Raw genomic sequence first — 14912 nt, 5'->3', positions numbered from 1 at the left:
GCTTATCCTCTGGATTCGTCACATTCCTTGATCTGCCGAGCTATCTCCACAGCCATATCATTTATCCTGCCGAAGTCTGTGCCCTCGGTCATTATACGGACGATAGGCTCCTTTCCGCTTTCACGGACCATTATCCTGCCCTCGCTGCCGAGCTCCTTCTCGAAACGCTCAATGAGCTCCGTTATGCTCTTCTCGTTTTTCCAAAGCTCCCTGAACCGCGGTGTTATCTTTACATTCAGCTTTACCTGCGGATATGCCGGTATATCATTCGCAAGACTGCTGAGTCTGAGGCCGCTCCTCTTAATTATGCCCATGAGCCTTGCGCCTGCAAGCTGTCCGTCACCTGTTCCGCTGTCATTGAGGAATATGATATGTCCGTTCGGCTCACCGCCCAGCTTATAGCTGCCCTCAAGCATACGCTCCAGCACATACCGTGCGCCTGCTCCGGAACTGACCAGATTTATACCATTTGCTGCGGCGTATTTACGCAGTCCGAGACTGCTCATAGATGTTATGACGGCGGTATCATTTTCAAGAGTACCGTCATTTTTCATGCTCTGCGCAAAAATGGCAAGCTGTCTGTCGCCGTCTATCATGCAGCCCTGTTCGTCCACGGCGATACAGCGGTCGGCGTCGCCGTCAAAGGCAAAACCGCAGTCGCAGCCGTTTTCCACCACATATTCCATGAGATGCTGAGCGTGGGTGCTGCCGCAGTCCCTGTTTATATTGGTGCCGTCCGGCTTGTCGGATATCACAAGCACCTCCGCGCCAAGGTCGCTGAAAAGCTTTCCGGCAGTATATGCCGCGCAGCCGTTGGCGCAGTCAAGAGCCACCCTCAGTCCGCTGAGGTCGGTGTCTGCCGCCTTTTTTACGTGTTCGATGTATTCAGCCGCGGCAGAGCTTTCGGAATGTATGATACGTCCCACCTCTTCGTTTTTGCGGGACTTCATCTCCTCCGGAGCATAGAGCACAAGACGTTCTATCTCGTCCTCTGCCTCCTCCATCACCTTATGACCCTTGCCGCAGAATATTTTCAGTCCGTTGAATTCCGCGCTGTTATGGCTTCCGGATATCATTATCCCTCCGTCCGCTTCATGAGCGCTTATAAGATGAGCCACCGCAGGTGTAGGAACTATCCCCAGCAGCTCCGCGTCCGCACCGACCGAGCATATTCCCGCGCATACCGCTGCTTCCAGCGCGTCGGAAGATATCCTCGTATCCTTGCCGATGAGTATTCTGGTCCTTTTGCCGCCTTTATTCGCAAGCACTGTGGCGGCAGCCCTTCCGGTCTGCATTGCCAGCTCGCAGGTGAGGTCGGTCACCGCAATACCTCTCGGTCCGTCAGTACCGAACAATCTTGCCATTAATAAGATCTCCTTCTTATGAGTTGAGAATTATGATGCGGAATTAGGATTTCGGAATTAGGAATTATTAGGTGTTCGCCATTCGGCGAACAGGATCAGAATAATTCTATAATCCGTCGGCGTAAGCCGACACATTCAATTCCGCATTCCGAATTACGAATTCCGAATTGAATTTATCTGAGCAGCACACTTCCTAAAAAGGTCTTTGATAAAGCTCGGTTCAGAGCCGGCTTTCAACTCTCCACTCTAAACTCTCAACTGATCTTGTACACCGCTATGGGGCGGTATTTCCCTGCTACCTCTTCAACGCTGCTGCACAGCTCGACAGTGCCCACGTTGTTGTAGCGGTTATATACCTTTATCATACCCGCTTCCCTCACACACAGCACCGTGTGTATCATTGAAAACAGGGGACGCTTTGTCCAGAAAGTGATTATGAAAGCCTTTGCGTTATCCGCATTTTTTTCACGGGTATAGTCTGCTCCGAAATGTTCAAGTGCCTTTCCGAGCCGATAGGCGTTACAGCCGAAAAAACCCATCAGCACGCGGAAGCGCTCCATATAGAAAGCGACGTCCTTCAGCGGCTGGGGCTTGCCAAGGTAAATGAGCGCATTGTGTACGGCAATGACCTCGCAGCCGTTGAAACTCATGGGACATATGCCGTATCTGAACCGTGATACGAGTCCAAGCCCCTGTCCGTTTATCATTCTGCCAAATTCCGGCTGTCCGGCTCTCTCGCTGTTGTGTCTGAGATTGTATCTCCTTGAACCTTTTATCAGCATTTTCTACCCCTTCTCCCTTTACGGGAGCGTCGTCAGAAGCTCATCTGTCCGTCTTCGGGCTCAGCGGTCTGCTCAGGAGGCTTTATGCCGAGATGCTCATAAGCGAGCCTTGTGGCAACTCTTCCCCTGGGTGTCCTGCCGAGGAAGCCGAGCTGCATAAGAAATGGCTCGCATATATCCTCAAGGGTGACGCTTTCCTCGTTTATAGCCGAAGCAAGCGTTTCAAGTCCAACAGGACCGCCGCCGTAGCCTCTGATTATCATTTCAAGCATACGTCTGTCGAGCCCGTCAAGTCCGAGATTGTCTATGTCAAGACGGCTGAGGGCTATTGAAGCTATCTCCTGCGTTATCTGACCGTTGCCCATAACGTCCGCGAAATCCCGCACTCTTTTCAGGAGGCGGTTGGCGATACGCGGCGTACCTCTTGCTCTTCCGGCTATTTCCGCAGCGCCGTCGGAGGTACAGGGGATACCGAGTATCATAGAGCTTCTTCTCACGATATCCGTGAGCTGTTCTTTCGTATAAAGCTCAAGGCGCTGTATAACGCCGAAACGGTCACGGAGCGGAGCCGAAAGCTGTCCTGCTCTCGTGGTGGCGCCTATGAGCGTGAATGGCTTCAGGTCCATACGTATGGAACGTGCGGAGGGACCCTTGCCTATGATTATATCTATAACCCTGTCCTCCAGCGCAGGGTAGAGTATCTCCTCTACCGCACGGGACAGTCTGTGTATCTCGTCGATGAAAAGCACATCGTTGTCGGAAAGGCTGGTGAGAAGCGAAACAAGGTCGCCGGGCTTTTCGATAGCCGGACCTGTGGTAACGCGGAGGTTCACACCGAGCTCATGTGCTATTATTGACGAAAGAGTGGTCTTTCCAAGTCCGGGAGGACCGTACAGCAGCACATGGTCGAGGGGCTCGCTCCTTCGCTTTGCAGCCTCGATATATATGGCGAGGTTTTCCTTCACCTTGTCCTGTCCGATATACTCATGAAGGGTCTGCGGTCTGAGACTGAGCTCTGTATCGCTGTCCTCGGTGGTATTTTCCGGAGTAATTATCCTCGGAGCGAACTCCATATCCTCTGTCTGTATCAAGTGAACACCTCTGTATTATTTCTCGAAAAATCTCTTTTTGCGGACATAGAAAGGCTCTACGGTCTCCGCAGCCTTCTTGCCCATATCCTGCTCGAAGCTTATAAAGCACAGATGCTCATTGGCTTTTACGACCTTTGAGAGATACTTTGACAGCGGAACGAACAGCTTTCTCGTACTGCCCATCATGTCCAGTACAAGAAGTATCTGCGGCTTTTCGCAGCCCTTTATCATCTCCATTATGTAAGCGCGGTCAACATTGGGCTGCTTTGAAAGGAATTTTCCGGCAGCTCTTATGATATGATCCACGTTATGCTCTACGGGACGATAGCTGATTATATCGGCTTCATTGTAGGAGATAGCCTTGATCTTAAGATTGCGGGCTATCATGAGTATGCTCTTTATCTCCTGCGACGAGAACTCCTTGCCGTAGGAATTGGGGTTAAGCACCGCCGATACCGACTGTATAAGGTCGAAAAGGCGCAGGCAGTTTATTTTATAGCAGTCAACATAGCGCTTTGCGAACTGCTGCAGCGCACGGTAGCTTGTGAAAAACGGTATGAAAATATCGCCGTCGGGATTCTGGGTGGTTATCAGTTCGAGCTGTATACCGCCCTCTGCGCGGTCGCGTTCCTGCTTGACAGGATTCTTGCATATAACGTACACATCGCTCTTGATAAGAGTCTGCAAGAACAATGAGCGCTGTGAGGGGTCCTTTATTGCCGCTTTCAGCAATTCGTCAAGATTCATCATAACAGTAACCTTCCTTACTTGTATATTTTCTTAGCGCATATTTTTTGCTGCCATTAATCTGAGTGTTTCCTTTATAAGCTCCTGTGTACTGAGGGACGGATCGAGCCTGCCGAGTATAGGCGCCGTCTCTCCCTGTGAATATCCCAGCACCATAAGCGCTTCGAGAGCCTCGGATACGGACGATGAAGCTTCACCTGACGGTATGCTCGCAAGCACTGCGGCGTCGCTGCTTATGCTTCCGCTTATGGATTCCGAGGATATCTTGTCCTTCAGCTCAAGAACGAGCCTCTGGGCTGTTTTTGCGCCTATGCCCTTTGTCTTTGTGAACGCCTTGCTGTCTCCCGAAGCAACAAGCAGCGCGAACTTCTCCGGAGTAACGTCCGAGAGTATCGCCGTTGCGGCCTTGGGTCCCACGCCGGATACGGATATGAGCAGCTTGAAGCAGCTGAGCTCCTGAAGCGTCGCGAAGCCGAAGAGCTCCACAACGTCCTCCCTGACGTAGAGATAGGTGTACAGCTTTGCCTCGCTGCCGATATCGCCCAGCTGAGCGACGGTATTGTATGAAGTACGGCAGCCGTAGCCCACTCCGCCGCATTCTATCACCGCAAAGCCGAGCTCCTTCACCGTAAGGGTACCTTTTACACTGTATATCATTGATTCTCAATTCTCCATTCCCGTTTTTTTCAGCTCCACCTTATGCTGTGCCCGTGACATATGGCTATGGCAAGGGCGTCGGCAGCGTCGTCCGGCTTTGGTATCTGCGCAAGACCGAGTATCTGCCTTGTCATTTCCATGACCTGCTTCTTTTCAGCCTTTCCGTAGCCTACCACCGACTGCTTTACCTGCAGGGGAGTATACTCCGACACGGGGATATTCCTCTTTGCAGCCGACAGAACAGTTATGCCGCGTGCCTGGGCGACATCTATCGCCGTTTTCTGGTTCGTTGTGAAGTAGAGCCGCTCCACCGCCATACATTCGGGAGAATACTTCTCGAAAATGAACTCTATATCCTCGTGTATAGCCCTGAGCCGCTCAGGGAAGGGCGTTCCGGCTTCTGTCAGCACTGCCCCGTACTCTATGGGAGTGAACCTTACGCCGTCGTAATCGAGGACTCCGAACCCGACTATCGCATATCCCGGATCAATTCCCAGTATTCTGACTTTTTTCAATGTTTTTTACCTGTTTTTTTGTTTAAAAGTTCATGTGACTATAGTTTCTCACCATACACTATATCATTATAACATAAAACAAGTGACCTTTGCAATATATTTATCCCTTTTTTATTGATTTCTACAAAAATAAATGCTATAATATGTGAGGTATATCAATGGGCTTTAGCCTTCAGCCGTCAGCTGCCTATGCCGGAGAGCAAAGGGCTGAAAGCCAAGGTCTTAAATCGGAGGTATTTTTTATATGGATCTTAAACAGCTTCGTGACGGAATAGATGAAATAGACAGCGGTATCCTTTCACTCTTTATGAAGCGAATGGAGCTTTGCAGGGATGTTGCCGACTTCAAGAAAAAGCACAATATGCCCGTCTTTCAGGGCGGACGTGAACAGGAGATCATCGACCGCATAAAGGAGCTGACAGGCAATAAGGAGCTTGAAAACGGAACTACCGCCCTTTTCACCAATATAATGGACATCAGCAAGATACTGCAGAACCGCTCAATGATAACGGGATCAAAGGATTACAGCTATACCTCTCCCGACTTCGCAAGCGCGGAAAAAGTGGGCTGTCAGGGTACTTCGGGCGCTAATTCCGAAGCTGCGGCAAGAACTGTCTTCGGCGAAAGGGAGTTCACCTTCTATCCGTCATTCGAGGACGTTTTCAAGGCGGTACAGGCAGGCGAGGTGGACTACGGCGTTCTTCCCGTGCAGAACTCCACAGCGGGCTCTGTGGACAGCACCTACGACCTCATGGCAAAATACCCGTTTTACATCGTAAAAATGGTCACTCTTGAGATAAATCACTGCCTTGCCGCAAAAAAAGGCACGAAAATCGAGGATATAACCTGTGTTTACTCCCACAGGCAGGCTCTCTCACAGTGCGAGGTATTCCTCACCAGAACAAGGCTGAAAAAGCACGAGTACAGCAATACCGCCACAGCCGCGGAAAAGGTGCTGAACAGCAAGGAGCACATAGCGGCTATATGCTCCGTGGACTGCGCTGAGAGGCTCGGTCTTGAGATACTCGCCCGTGATATAGCTGACTGTACCATAAACCGCACTCAGTTCATAATTATTTCCAGAGACCTTCAGGTGGCGGAAGAGTCCGACGCGGTCTCCGTAATGCTCACTATTCCGCATAAGGAAGGTAGTCTTTACCGTCTGCTGACCAAATTCTTCGTAAACGGCATGAACCTTCTCAGGATTGAGAACCGTCCCATACGTGACGGAAGCTTTGATGTAATGTTCTTCCTCGATTTCAGCGGAAAGCTCTCAGACCCAAGCGTTAAAGCAGTTCTCCGCGACCTTGAGGAAAATCTGAGCAATTTCAGATGTATCGGTACATTCCAATCACAATAAGGACCAAAGGAGATATATATGTCCCAAAACTTCTATTCCCTGCTTGAAAACAACAGCTTCGTGTTCCTCGACGGCGGCATGGGCACCATGCTGCAGGCTCACGGCATAAAGACCGAGCACGTCCCGGAGCTGCTGAATATCACCGATCCCGAAGCTATAATGCGCATACACCGTATGTACGTTGAGAGCGGAGCCGATATAATCTATGCAAATACCTTCGGCGCTAACCGTTTCAAGCTGGCTAAAAGCGGCCATACAGTAGAAGAGGTGGTGTCAGCAGGCATTGCCAACGCAAAGAAAGCCGCCGCAGGTCAGGCTCTCGTCGCTCTCGATCTCGGTCCTATCGGTCAGCTTCTCGAACCTGCCGGAACCCTCAGATTCGAGGACGCCTACGAGGTATACAGGGAGCTCGTTCTCGCAGGAAAAGGCGCTGACGTTATCGTTATAGAGACAATGACGGACCTGTACGAAGTAAAAGCCGCTGTTCTCGCTGCAAAGGAGAACTCGGACAAGCCCGTGCTCGTCACTATGACCTTTGAGGAGAATATGCGTACCTTCACAGGCGTGTCCCCGGAGTGTATGGTGGCTGTGCTGGAGGGTCTGGGCGCCGACGCTATCGGAGTCAACTGCTCTCTCGGTCCGGAGGAGCTCTTCCCCGTGCTCGACAGGATATGCGCTCTTACGACCCTGCCGGTCATCGCAAAGCCCAATGCCGGACTTCCCGACCCGGTTACCAATGAATACAACGTAGGTCCGGAGGACTTCGCAGAGAGCGCCGTAAAGCTGGCAAATGCCGGAGTAACCGTATTCGGGGGCTGCTGCGGAACTACTCCCGAGCATATCTCGGCTATGATAGAGGCTCTTTCCGGCCCGGAAAGGCAGACAAGAAGGATAGTCCGCGCAAGCATCGCCTGTTCAGCAGTGAACTGCGTTACAATAAATCAGCCCCGTGTTATCGGCGAACGCATCAACCCTACCGGCAAAAAGCGCTTCAAGGAAGCTCTTCTCGCCCACGACGTGGACTATATTCTCGGTCAGGCAGTTGAACAGATACACGCAGGCGCTGAGATACTGGACGTAAACGTGGGACTTCCCGGTATCGACGAAAAGGAAATGATGATAACAGCAGTAAAGGCTATACAGAGCATATGCGACACCCCCCTGCAGCTGGATTCCACTATCCCGGAGGTCCTTGAAGCAGGTCTCCGTGTATACAACGGCAAGCCTATAGTCAACTCAGTAAACGGCGAGGACGATTCCCTTGAGGCTATACTCCCACTCGTCAAGAAGTACGGCGCTTCCGTGGTGGGACTGGCTCTCGACAAGGGCGGTATCCCGAAAACTGCCGACGGACGTTTTGCTATCGCCGAGAAGATACTCCGCCGCGCTATGGAATACGGCATACCCAAGGAGGACGTATTTATAGACTGCCTTACCCTTACGGCTTCCGCAGAGCAGGACGGCGTTATGGAGACCCTCAACGCTCTCCACAGGGTAAAAACAGAGCTGGGACTGAACACGGTACTCGGCGTATCCAATATCTCCTTCGGACTGCCCAACCGTGAGCTCATAACAAGGACTTTCCTCACTATGGCTCTACACAGCGGTCTTACCCTGCCTATCATAAACCCCAATATCGAGGGCATAATCGGAGCTGTCCGGGCTTACCGTCTCCTTGCGGGTATAGACCGAAATTCCGCGGATTTCATAAGCATATACGCTCAGGACGACAGCGCTCCCAAGGCTCCCGCACCTGCGCAGGACAAGGGTGCTCCCGATATAATGTACTCAGTGGAGAACGGTCTGAAAAACCAAGCCGTAAAAGCCGCAGAGGAGCTTATGCAGAGCGTTGACCCTATGGAGATAATCAACAGCTACCTCATACCTGCTCTCGACAACGCGGGAGCGAGATTTGAAAAGGGCAAGATATTCCTGCCGCAGCTGATACTCACAGCGGAAGCGGCGCAGGCTTGCTTTGAGATAATAAAGACAAAGCTCTCGGCTGCAAACAGCGAGAGCGTATCAAAGGGCAAGGTGGTCCTTGCAACGGTACACGGAGACATCCACGATATAGGCAAGAACATCGTAAAGGTGCTCCTTGACAGCTACGGCTTCACGGTCATAGATCTCGGAAAGGACGTACCGCCTGAGACTATCGTAAACGCAGCTGTGGAGAACAAGGTGAGCCTTGTGGGACTGTCCGCACTTATGACGACCACACTCGGCGCTATGGCTGAGACTATACGCCAGCTCAACGAGAAATATCCCGAATGCAAGACTGTGGTGGGGGGAGCTGTTCTCACCGCCTCCTACGCGGAGCAGATACACGCTGATTTCTACGCCAAGGACGCGAAGCAGACCGTGGATATAGCCTCGCAGGTCTATAATGCGTAGTGAGTAGTAAGTAGAGAGTAGAAAGTAATAGGGACGCCCAATGGGCGTCCGCAAGAACTATATGTGAAGATGGCAAGGTGGCAAGATGGAATGTGTACAGGTACTATTATGGAAAAGATAACACTGAAAGAACTGAAAATCAACTCGCGCAATGAAGCAATGTCGTTCCTGAAAAAGCTTTGGAACGGTGAGGGAGCTCCCTGTCCCATATGCGGCGGCGAGCTGGAACTGCTCCATAAAAAAGCCAAGAAGAGCGACTGCGACTGGCAGTGCAGGCACTGTGAAAAGGTCATCAGGACTCTTGACCTGCTCGACGAATTAAACAAACAATGAAAAAAGCAGCCTCAGTTGGCTGCTTTTTTCGGTTGGATAAACAAAAGGAACGCCGAGGGCGGCGTTCCCTACAATGTGTCATTTGAAGTTTTATGGTTATTGACGGGCTGATGTGGACATCAGCCCCTACACTTAGTTCTTAGCTTTGGAAGCATAAACTCTGCCGATAAGAAATGCCGCTACGTCGGCAAACACCGAGGCTATGCGCATTACCAGCACGAACAGCAGTATCCTGTCCGCATAGCTGTTGCCGCAGACAAACAGCATAACGCCCTCGCGTATACCGATACCGCCCGGAGCTCCGGGCGTAACAAATCCGATTATCCACGCAAACAGGAAAGCTCCTGTAAGCGTGAACAGCTCTCTCGTTTCAGCCTGTGGTATAATAAGTGCCACACATGACATATACATTGCCGCTGATACGATGTTATGAGCGAAATAGTAAAACACTCCGCTCAGGAGCTGCGGACGGTTGCTCCTTTCAAACGCCTTTGAATAGCGTGAAAGATAGCTCCGGAGCCTGTCGCGGAATTTCAGCCATATAAACGCAAAAAGCGCCGTAAGAATGAGTATCCCTGCCGCTCCCGCGATAAACAGGTTCTTTCCGTACTTCTCAATAAGCGCACCTATCCTGCCGCCCAGCAGGATAACAGATACCGCTCCTGTCCAGAAAACGCAGAAGAATACGTCCAGTACAGTGGCACAGGCTACGTCCACATGGCTTATCTCCATGTCCGCGGCAAGCTTGTTTCGTCCCACGTACTGAAATACGTTTCCCGGAAGGTATTTGTATATATTGGACTGTGTATAAACAGGCATAGCCGACGAATACGGTATCTTTCTGCCTGAAAGCGACCTCGTGAACATGAGCCACGGAAAGCAGGCTATGATTATCTGCGCAGTCTGTATGACAAAGCTCAGCGCAAAGGCTCCGATCACTCCGGGTGAGCTGAGATCCTTCAGGCTGATATCCATGTCTGCGATCTTTCTGACAACAAATGCAAGTGCCAGAATTACTACCAGATGTCCTGCAAGCTTCACCAGCTTCTTTATGTTAAGCTTATCCTTCATGAGCACCAGTCTTTTCTGTAAGTCGCTGAACTACCTCGTTCATTCTGTCCCATGAATACTTGTAGGCTTCCTTGCGGACATTTTCCGCGAACTCCTCCGCCCTGTCCTCACGGAAGAAACGGCATACAGCCTCTGCAAGAGCGCGGGGATCCTTCGGCGGTACGATATAGCCGGTCTTTCCGTCAAGAACGACCTCAGGGAGTCCGCCCACATTTGTGGCGACAACAGGCTTTTCAAAGCCGTAGGCTATCTGTACTATACCGCTCTGTGTAGCGGATTCATAGGGCAGCACCACTATATCCGCAGCCGCAAAATACTTCTCTATGCCGCTGTCGGGGATATAGCCGTCAACTATCCTGATCCTGTCCTCAGCTCCGCTCTTCTTTATCAGTGCGAGATATTCTTCCTTTTCACACCTGAATTCGCCGACCACCCACAGTTCGATATCAGGATCGTATTTCAGTATCTCCGGCATGGCGTTAATGATATGCCGCAGTCCCTTGTACTCCCGGATAAAGCCGAAAAACAGAAGCATTTTCCTGCCGGGAGCTATACCTGTCTCCTGCTTTGCCTGCTCCTTGGTCATATCCTTTATCTTGAAGGCGTTATACACAGGGTGCACAGCAGCCTCGCAGACAGGCGAAGCTGTTATCTGCTTCAGGTCGGCTGCCTCCTTTTCTGAGTGGGTTATATATGCCGAACCCCTTTTCAGCGCAAGCTTTGTAAGAAAGCGGTCCATTGGGAAACGCTCATGGGGGAATACATTATGGCAGACAAATATCCTCGGTATCCTTCTGAGCAGGAACGAAAGGCAGCTGTAGCAGGGCGAGAAATAAGGGTGCCACCACTGTATTATTATACGGTCCGGCTTCATCTTTTTTATCTTATAAGCCGATATGAGCCAGTTTATCGGATTTGCAGTGTTTATGAGATACTTTGTCTCAGGTATCCTGAACAGGTCGTTGGCGAAGTCCTTCTGCTCGTTCCTGAAAAGCAGCTTAGGGTACTGCATTTTGTAGGATACGGTCTCGACGTCGAAATCCTTTTTAAGATTCTTCACCATTGCTCCCGTATAGTGGGCTATGCCGCCCTTGTACGGGAATACCGGACCTATCATAACTATCTTTTCCTTTTTATTTTTCATTCTTTATTTCCTCGTCGCTCCTGCCGCATTCCATCTTTCTCACTCTGTACTGCACGTCCTCAAGGAGCTTCCTGTTTGCGGATATGGTATCTCCGAGAAGTCCTATGGTCATGGTCTGGAAGCCCATCATAACGAGTATAGCGGTAAGGATAAGGGACTGTATATGTCCGCCGCCCTCACCCATTGCCATGAGCACAAGGAATCTTATTCCCAGCACAGCTCCGAAGAGAAGAAGCACAAAGCCGATAGTCATGAAGAACTTCAGAGGCTTGTACATAACGAATGAACGTGTGATAACAGTGGATGAGCGCTTCATATACCGCCACATACTTGAAAAAAGGCGGGAAGGTCTTGTCTCCGGATTAGTCCTTATTGGAACAGAGGTCATGGCAGTCTTGTTATTGCCTGCCTGTATGATAGTTTCAAGGGTATAAGTGTACTCGTTGACAACATTGAGCCTCAGCGCAGCCTCACGGGAATATGCTCTGAAACCGCTTGGTGCGTCGGGGATATCAGTACCTGAGGCAACCCGTACCACCCAGCTTCCGATATGCTGGAACTTCTTCTTTTTCCATGAGAAATGCTCGGTCTTGTCGATAGGGCGCTCGCCTATGACTATATCCGCCTTTTCGTCAAGTATGGGACGGACTATCTTTTCGATATCCGCTCCGCAATACTGATTGTCGGCGTCGGTATTCACGATTATATCAGCTCCGAGGTGCAGGCAGGCGTCTATACCCGCCATAAATCCCTTGGCAAGCCCCTTGTTGCGCTTGAAGGAAACGATATGATGGAATCCCAGTTCACGGGCGCGGGCGACGGTATTGTCCCTGCTTCCGTCGTTTATGATAAGGTACTCTATAGTGTCGATACCGTCTATATGATGCGGCAGGTCGTTGTATGCCAGTTCAAGGGTCTCCTCCTCGTTATAGCATGGTATCTGTATTATCAGCTTCATTGTGATCTTTCCTTTCGTTATTGAGCAGCTTCAAACCGCACCGCCCTGAAGGGTATTCCCAGAGTTCTGCCGTCGGCAGGATTTGCAAGCGCCGCTTTCCACAGCGGACTGCTGATATAAAGTATATTCTCCCCGTCATTAACAAGTTCCTTTTTCAGACTGAAATGCAGCGGTTCTCCGTTGTTTTCGGGAGTTATAGCCTGAGTCCCTATCTCCCTGCCGTTGAGCAGGAGAGTGACCTCCGCCTTGTCAATGCCTATCTTATCAAGGGGGAGCTTATCGCCGAATTCAAGGGTAACATCGTAATCCTTCGCAGGGAAGCCGCACTTTATCTGTGCGTCCTCACTGTCGGTCCAGCATAATAACGTGGGCTCAAGATTTGAAACCCCGCTCAGGCGTGTGTAGTCACCCTTTGCGGTATAGACATATCTGCTTCTGTCATAGGAATACAGACGGATATCGTCGTCTATCTTCCAGAAGCTCTTTGAAAACGGCACTATCCTGCCGGTATTGTTGAGATCGTCCTCGCAGTGATGTATCTTGTTTGAATACACGTTGGAGAATATCTCCTCGTCAAGCACATCTGCCGTGAGCACACTTACTCTGCCGTATCTTTCGGCAAGTCTGTCAAGCTGTCCGCTGTCGTTCCTGTCCTCTGGTATGACCTTTGCGCCCGTCATGCTCCTCACTGCCAGCCACAGCTTTGAAGCGTAATCAGAAGATATGACCACGCAGTCGTCCTCGCCGATAAAGTCGGCAAGATCCTCCATGACATCCCATTCAATGCGGCTGTCATCGACATTTATCATAAGGTATGCGTCAAAACGTGCAACATAGAGAAGTCCGGCAGCTGTCACCGGTATGAGCAGCTTTCCACCGGCTCTGTCCAGAGCCGCGGCCGCGAATATCACAGCGACCGAAATGAACGGTGCAAGATATCTGCCATAGTAGTAATAATACTGTATCTCATATCTCAGGAACGAGGAATATACCAGTATACAGTAGAAGAACATGAGGAAAATCACGAGCCTTGACGGCTTTTCCGCAAAGTACCTGATATATGCCACTGCGAAGATTATACCGAGAGGCATGAGTATAAGTCCCGCATTTCCAGCGAATCCAAGCAGAGCGACATGGTTCATGGCGCCCCAGCTGCGGTATTTTATAAGAGCTCTTGCAATTATGTACACACAGGGAAGTATGAGCATCAGTCTGAGCAGCAGTATGAAACCATTTGAAGCCGCCGCGTTCCTTGCGAACCTGACAGCGCTGAAATCCTTTTTCGTGCGCCTTTTAACGATGACCGCAAACACGATGACAGCTGTAAGCAATACAACAGACGCCGCCGCTACCGCCGCCGTGATATTGTTCACGTTCAGTCCGCCGACAAATACCGATCTGTAGTTGTTCATAGTATAGAACGGCTGTATATGCCTCATCATGAAATAGCTCACCGCATAAAACGCCACTGTTGCCGGCATCAGCACAGCATATCTGCTCTCACGGGTGAAGAAGTACATTCCGCCGTATATCAGCACGAACATCGGCAGCATTGTATAGAACGATACATGATAGCAGCCAAATACAAGAATCGGTATTATGGAAAGGCTCCTGTTCGCAGGATCGTCCTCATCGGTTATAAGGTAAAGGAATACCGCCGGCACAAGTGAGAGAAGTATCTCGGTAAGTGATGATTTTGCCACCCATATCACTATGGGAGCAAACGCAGTCGCCGCGCAGGCGCAGGCAGACGCAGTCTTTTTAAGTCTGAGGTTGCAGCATATGAAATATACCAGGAAGATAAGGCATATATAAAGTATTGTCTCAAAGCCCTGCATATTTGATATACCGAATACCTTTCCCCACATGGCAAGCAATGCCGAGTATGTAGGGATACCGTGTATTATTCCCGAAACAGGTCCGCGTGTCCTGTCATAGACAGTATCGGGATAATCTTCCGCAGGTATGTCGTATCCGCCGAGAGAGCCCTTTACAGTGCTCTCGAAAAACTCACGTTCCTCGTCGGTCTCCAGCTCGTCATACTCCGAAAGCTCTTTCTGACGCTTTGTATCGCCATTGATGAAGTATATCGCCTGAGTCTGGTATACGCCCTGATCCTGTCCCATGCCGAAAAACTCGTTTTTCCGCATTACGAACGGCACAGCGAGAACGCATACTATCACAGGTATAAGCATATCCTTCAGTGAGAAATCATGTTTCCATATGTGCCGCCAGCGGAAGGGCTTGCTCCTTCGCGCGAAAAGCGCCGCAGCCAGTGCTGCCGCGCTCAGTACGGCTGCTCCGCAGCCTGCGCGGAACACAGTATACCTGTCGATCAGAAAAAGTCCCATACTTGCGAATATATGCGCAAAGAACCACATTATCACACCAAGTACCGCACCTTCTATTATATTCTTTTTCCTGAACCATATCACAGCGCCAAGCACGGAGAAGACCACTCCCGCAAAGCAGACTGCCGCAAATATCATTTCTTAT

Annotated in this window: 13 protein-coding genes; 3 read left to right on the top strand and 10 right to left on the bottom strand. The window is 50.5% G+C overall.

Features of this window, described 5'->3' with window-relative positions; all coding sequences use genetic code 11:
• Positions 1 to 2 precede the first annotated feature (2 nt).
• The 6 genes from glmM to ruvC form a co-directional block, all read right to left on the bottom strand.
• Positions 3 to 1364: a phosphoglucosamine mutase gene (gene glmM / locus QZZ36_RS02240; protein WP_295076057.1), complete on the bottom strand. Its 1362-nt coding sequence runs from the start codon at positions 1362 to 1364 to the stop codon at positions 3 to 5.
• 254 nt (positions 1365 to 1618) lie between these two features.
• Positions 1619 to 2146, bottom strand: coding sequence for a hypothetical protein (locus QZZ36_RS02235; RefSeq protein WP_295076054.1), 528 nt, complete (start codon positions 2144 to 2146; stop codon positions 1619 to 1621).
• Between the two features lie 32 nt (positions 2147 to 2178).
• Positions 2179 to 3237 carry a Holliday junction branch migration DNA helicase RuvB gene (gene ruvB / locus QZZ36_RS02230; RefSeq protein WP_295076051.1) on the bottom strand — a complete coding sequence of 353 codons (1059 nt, stop codon included), beginning with the start codon at positions 3235 to 3237 and terminating at the stop codon, positions 2179 to 2181.
• Positions 3238 to 3252: 15 nt separating this feature from the next.
• Entirely contained in the window at positions 3253 to 3987 is a 735-nt protein-coding gene (locus tag QZZ36_RS02225) for an enhanced serine sensitivity protein SseB C-terminal domain-containing protein (RefSeq protein ID WP_295076047.1), read from the bottom strand.
• A 30-nt stretch (positions 3988 to 4017) separates the two neighbouring features.
• Positions 4018 to 4641, bottom strand: a complete 624-nt coding sequence (ruvA, locus tag QZZ36_RS02220) for a Holliday junction branch migration protein RuvA (protein WP_295076044.1) — start codon at positions 4639 to 4641, stop codon at positions 4018 to 4020.
• Positions 4642 to 4670: 29 nt separating this feature from the next.
• Complete coding sequence (gene ruvC / locus QZZ36_RS02215) at positions 4671 to 5156, bottom strand: crossover junction endodeoxyribonuclease RuvC (RefSeq protein ID WP_295076041.1); 486 nt, start codon at positions 5154 to 5156, stop codon at positions 4671 to 4673.
• 244 nt (positions 5157 to 5400) lie between these two features.
• On the opposite strand from ruvC, the gene QZZ36_RS02210 reads away from it, so the two are divergent.
• The 3 genes from QZZ36_RS02210 (at position 5401) to QZZ36_RS02200 (ending at position 9243) form a co-directional block, all read left to right on the top strand.
• Positions 5401 to 6516, top strand: coding sequence for a bifunctional chorismate mutase/prephenate dehydratase (locus QZZ36_RS02210; RefSeq protein WP_295076038.1), 1116 nt, complete (start codon positions 5401 to 5403; stop codon positions 6514 to 6516).
• Between the two features lie 18 nt (positions 6517 to 6534).
• Entirely contained in the window at positions 6535 to 8910 is a 2376-nt protein-coding gene (locus QZZ36_RS02205; protein WP_295076035.1) for a homocysteine S-methyltransferase family protein, read from the top strand.
• A gap of 90 nt (positions 8911 to 9000) precedes the next feature.
• On the top strand, positions 9001 to 9243 hold the full coding sequence (locus tag QZZ36_RS02200; protein WP_295076032.1) for a hypothetical protein: 243 nt from the start codon (positions 9001 to 9003) through the stop codon (positions 9241 to 9243).
• A 132-nt stretch (positions 9244 to 9375) separates the two neighbouring features.
• Here QZZ36_RS02200 and QZZ36_RS02195 read toward each other — a convergent pair whose 3' ends face one another.
• From QZZ36_RS02195 to QZZ36_RS02180, 4 genes are read right to left on the bottom strand one after another with little or no spacing between them, the layout of a single operon-like run.
• A complete protein-coding gene (locus tag QZZ36_RS02195; protein ID WP_295076029.1) occupies positions 9376 to 10314 on the bottom strand; it encodes a lysylphosphatidylglycerol synthase domain-containing protein in 939 nt (312 codons plus the stop codon).
• The gene (locus QZZ36_RS02190) at positions 10304 to 11458 is read right to left on the bottom strand and encodes a glycosyltransferase family 4 protein (protein WP_295076026.1); all 1155 of its coding nucleotides are present in this window, start codon (positions 11456 to 11458) and stop codon (positions 10304 to 10306) included. The genes QZZ36_RS02195 and QZZ36_RS02190 overlap by 11 nt, the downstream gene beginning before the upstream one ends.
• Positions 11448 to 12416 carry a glycosyltransferase family 2 protein gene (locus tag QZZ36_RS02185; protein ID WP_295076022.1) on the bottom strand — a complete coding sequence of 323 codons (969 nt, stop codon included), beginning with the start codon at positions 12414 to 12416 and terminating at the stop codon, positions 11448 to 11450. Before QZZ36_RS02185 ends, QZZ36_RS02190 begins: the two co-directional genes overlap by 11 nt.
• A 17-nt stretch (positions 12417 to 12433) precedes the next feature.
• Complete coding sequence (locus tag QZZ36_RS02180; protein WP_295076019.1) at positions 12434 to 14905, bottom strand: hypothetical protein; 2472 nt, start codon at positions 14903 to 14905, stop codon at positions 12434 to 12436.
• Between the last annotated feature and the right edge of the window lie 7 nt (positions 14906 to 14912).

Source organism: Ruminococcus sp., from assembly GCF_016287535.1.
GTDB lineage: Bacteria > Bacillota > Clostridia > Oscillospirales > Ruminococcaceae > Ruminococcus.
Note: the sequence above shows the minus strand (reverse complement) of the source record. Positions and strands in the feature narration are given on the sequence as shown.